The organism is Caballeronia sp., assembly GCF_049581465.1.
In the GTDB taxonomy this organism is placed as follows: Bacteria; Pseudomonadota; Gammaproteobacteria; order Burkholderiales; family Burkholderiaceae; genus Caballeronia.
In genome coordinates, this window is the sequence record NZ_JBAUSA010001241.1 from 1 (window position 1) to 2,145 (window position 2,145).

At 58.9% G+C, this 2,145-nt stretch carries 2 protein-coding genes and 1 pseudogene; all 3 read left to right on the plus strand.

What is annotated here, in order from left to right; genetic code table 11:
- A pseudogene (locus WCA53_RS30275) lies at positions 1–94 on the plus strand (short-chain dehydrogenase); the annotation flags it as partial.
- Between the two features lie 325 nt (positions 95–419).
- Positions 420–557, plus strand: coding sequence for a hypothetical protein (locus WCA53_RS30280; RefSeq protein ID WP_423920074.1), 138 nt, complete (start codon positions 420–422; stop codon positions 555–557).
- Positions 558–1,237: 680 nt separating this feature from the next.
- On the plus strand, positions 1,238–2,145 hold a 908-nt coding region (locus WCA53_RS30285), incomplete at its 3' end, for a TolC family protein (RefSeq protein WP_423920079.1).

Consider the following 2,145-nt stretch of genomic DNA (forward strand, 5'->3'; position numbering starts at 1 on the left):
CGGCGCAGAGGAAGTGTCCACCGACGAGTTCACGCGGCAGGTAAAGGCCGGGCTGTCGGCGGGCGTGTATCTGAACGACGCGACGCCGCACTGACGGCACAGGTGCGGTCGCCCGTCGGGTCAGGCCGCGACGTCAATGATCCCCGGGAACTTCACGCCCGGGGTTGCTCGACGCCTAACAACGCCTTCCATGGATAGCCGCTGGCGTGAGAACCGGACTTCGGTCCGCTCATTCATCACGCTATGTCCGAAACCGGTTATACGGACTATCGAGTGCTGGAAATGGCAGATTGATCCGATCCGGTCCCCGCATTGCAAAACTCAGTCGAGTCTCTCGAAATCAGGCACCACCAAGACCAAAATCAAAATGTAATGTTGGGCTGCTAGCATCGCCTCCCCACTATTGGATAAATTCCTCAATGAAAAAAGTCATTCTTGCAGCGTTGCTCGCTGTTACTTCGTTTGCTTCGATCAATGCCGCAGTTGCCGCACCAAATCATCATCGCGAATGCCATAAGGTCCGCGTGCATCACCATTGGGAAAACCGCTGCCACTAAGCGGAGCGCCATTACCTGAGTTGAACCAGGTCTAGCGCGTCTGGCTGGAGGCATCAGCAATGCATTTGTAGACTGCGTATCGCCTTCTAGTCCTGTCATGATCACCCTGCGTATCGGTTCGGATATCGCCGCAAGAAAGCGGCGGCGACAGGTCGTCGTCCTCCGGTAAGCCTGCTCAAGAACCCCGTAAGTCTATCTGCTCCGCGAATACCGTCGTTGGATGAGGCGGCCGCAGATGAGCGACGTTTTACCTAGATAAATTCGGAATCCTGATTAATAAATAGAGGCCGTGCTGTCGTTGATTGCCCCGCGGCGAGGTGTGGTGAATCGCGTCCCGACATGCTCACAATGGCGTGATGAGCTTACTCGACTATCCTGCCAATGTGACAACACCGGCAGCAACCTGACGCCAGACAACCAAGCTTTCGGGGTCGCGACGCCTGCTGCGCAGGCGGCGTTTGTGGCGCAGCGAGGGGTGGTCGCGAAGGATTCCATCGCGCCGCCGATCTAATCAGATCGCGTCCGCAGCAACGGTCGAGATTGAATTTTTTTTTTAAGGTAGTTAAATATACAAAGTGTCGTCTCGTTGCGTCTCGTTGTCGGACTGTTGATCCGTATGCAGAACGAGTCTGCATGGGACCAGAGTAAGCGCTAACTCCGGTCGACACAGGAGAATACGCTTGAAAGATGATTCGCAGACCTTTCGTCTTACTTACAAACAGGCTACACGCTCCCGATCACGGCGCGTGCTTAACAGCGCCGTCGCGCTCGCCATCACCACGTCCCTTGCGGCGTGCATGGTCGGCCCGGACTATCGCAAACCCGAGGTCCAGGTGCCGGAAGGGTTCAAGGAGGGCGTCGACTGGCAGCGCGCCGAGGCGAATCCGCAGGCTGCGATCTCAAGCACGTGGTGGCGCATGTATAACGACGACAAGCTCAATGGTCTCGTCGAGCAGGCGTTGCAGGCAAACCAGTCGATCGCAGCGGCGGAAGCCGCCTATCGCGTCGCGCTCGCGACCGTGGAGGGCAACCAGTCGGGCCTGTTTCCGGTCGTCAAGGCGGGCGTCGGCGGTGCGCGTTCCGGCGGCAACATCGGAGCGCTCGCGACTTCGGGTTCGTCGATTTCCCCGGCGGGCAACAGCGTGAACGTTACCGGAACCGTCAGTTGGGAACTCGACTTATGGGGGCAGATCCGGCGCCAGATCCAGGAAGCGAAAGCGAACGCCCAGGCGTCGGATGCGCAGCTTGCCGGTGAGCGTATCTCGATTGCGGCGAGTGTTGCGACTGACTACTTCCAACTGCGCCAGGCCGACTTCGACAGTCACGCGCTCAAGGAGCAGCAGGACATCGACGGCCGGATTCTCTCGATGACGCAATCCGGGTTCGCAGTAGGCGAAGCATCGAACGACGACGTGCTCAACGCGCAGCAGAACCTCGAGATAGTGATCGCCGACCTGCAGGCGACCGAAACGATACGCGAGCAGGACGAGCACGCGATTGCCGTGCTGCTCGGCAAGCCGCCGGCGTCACTCACCATCGAACCCGATCCGGACTATCCCTTCAGTTCGCCTGATGTGCCGCCGGCCCT

Coding starts and splice junctions, on each gene's coding strand:
- WCA53_RS30280 (WP_423920074.1), top strand. CDS start 420: ATGAAAAAAGTCATTCTTGCAGCGTTGCTCGCTGTTACTTCGTTTGCT.